This is a genomic window from Allomesorhizobium camelthorni, assembly GCF_011045125.1.
Taxonomy (GTDB): Bacteria; Pseudomonadota; Alphaproteobacteria; order Rhizobiales; family Rhizobiaceae; genus Allomesorhizobium; species Allomesorhizobium camelthorni.
On the sequence record NZ_JAAKZF010000245.1, the window covers coordinates 1 to 1,391 of the forward strand.

Consider the following 1,391-nt stretch of genomic DNA (forward strand, 5'->3'; position numbering starts at 1 on the left):
GTTAACGTTTCGGTTACCAAGAGTCGGCGATGCTGTGCGCTCCGATGACGAGCGGAGCGCGATATGTTGACATGGAATGACGAGCTTTTGCAGTGGCTTGAGCCGTTTCTGGCGCGTCTGGGGCACAAGCGGCGGCGGCAGATGTGTCCGCTCTATGTGGCCGGCTTGATCGGCCCCGGCGAGCGCAAGAGCATGGAGCCGATCGCGGCCCGGCTGGCGCCCGACCGCTACGACCGGTTGCACCATTTCATCTCGAGCGGCGTGTGGGAGGCGGCTCCTCTTGAGGAGGAACTGGCGCGCCAGGCGGACCGGATGGTGGGCGGCGAGACTGCGGTTCTGGTTGTCGACGATACGGCGTTGCCGAAGAAGGGCGCCAACTCGGTCGGGGTGGCGCCTCAATATGCCTCTGCGCTCGGCAAGAGGGCCAACTGCCAGACGCTGGTGTCGCTGACGCTCGCGCGCGACGAGGTTCCTGTTGCGGTCGGCCTGCGGCTGTTCCTGCCGGAGAGTTGGACGGGTGATCCCGATCGCATGAAGCGTGCCCATGTCCCGGAAGCTCGGTTCCTGCCGCGCACGAAGCCCGAGATGGCGCTCGAGGAGATCGACCGGGTGATGGCCGCAGGTGCACGCTTCGGGGCGATCCTTGCCGATGCCGGCTATGGCCTGTCGGCGCCGTTTCGCCAGGGCTTGAGCGCCCGCGGGCTTCTCTGGGCCCTGGGCATCCCCAAACACCAGAAGGTTTATCCGGCCGACGTCTCTCTGATCTTTCCGGTCGCCGGCCGTGGCCGGCCGCGCAAGAAACCGATCCCCGACACGCTCTCCATTCCTGCTGAAGCCATGCTCGCTGATGCCACCTGGGAAAGCCTGAGTTGGCGCAACGGAACCAAAGGGCCGCTTCAAGCGTCTTTCGCTGCCGCGCGCATTCGCATCGCCGACGGGCCGCCGCAGCGCATCCATGACAAGGGCCAGCAGCACATGCCGGGCGAGGAAGCGTGGCTGGTCGGCGAATGGAGATCCTCCGGCGAGCGCAAATACTATCTCTCCAACCTTCCGGCCGAGACCGACTTGAAGACGCTCGCGGCCACCATCAAGGCGCGCTGGGTGTGCGAACAGGCCCATCAGCAAATGAAGGAGGAACTCGGTCTCGATCACTTCGAGGGCCGCTCCTGGCACGGCCTTCACCGCCATGCGCTGATGACCATGATCGCCTATGCCTTTCTCCAGCACCGGCGCCTCGGCCAAGCCGGGCGGGAAAAAAAGAAGCCCCGCCGGGCCGCCTCAACCGAGCATGCCGGCCGTGCGACGCGCCGTCATCGCCGCGCTCACACCCAAACCGCCACCAGAGCGGTGTCCGCACTGCCGGGTCCGTTTGCGATGGAGCTCACAATGAA

The 1,391-nt window shown here is 65.7% G+C and carries 1 protein-coding gene; it reads left to right on the forward strand.

The window, feature by feature from the left end; all coding sequences use genetic code 11:
• Positions 1-63: 63 nt before the first annotated feature.
• Positions 64-1,391, forward strand: a 1,328-nt coding sequence (locus G6N73_RS35620; protein ID WP_246252835.1) for an IS701 family transposase, incomplete at its 3' end; no start/stop codon positions are given.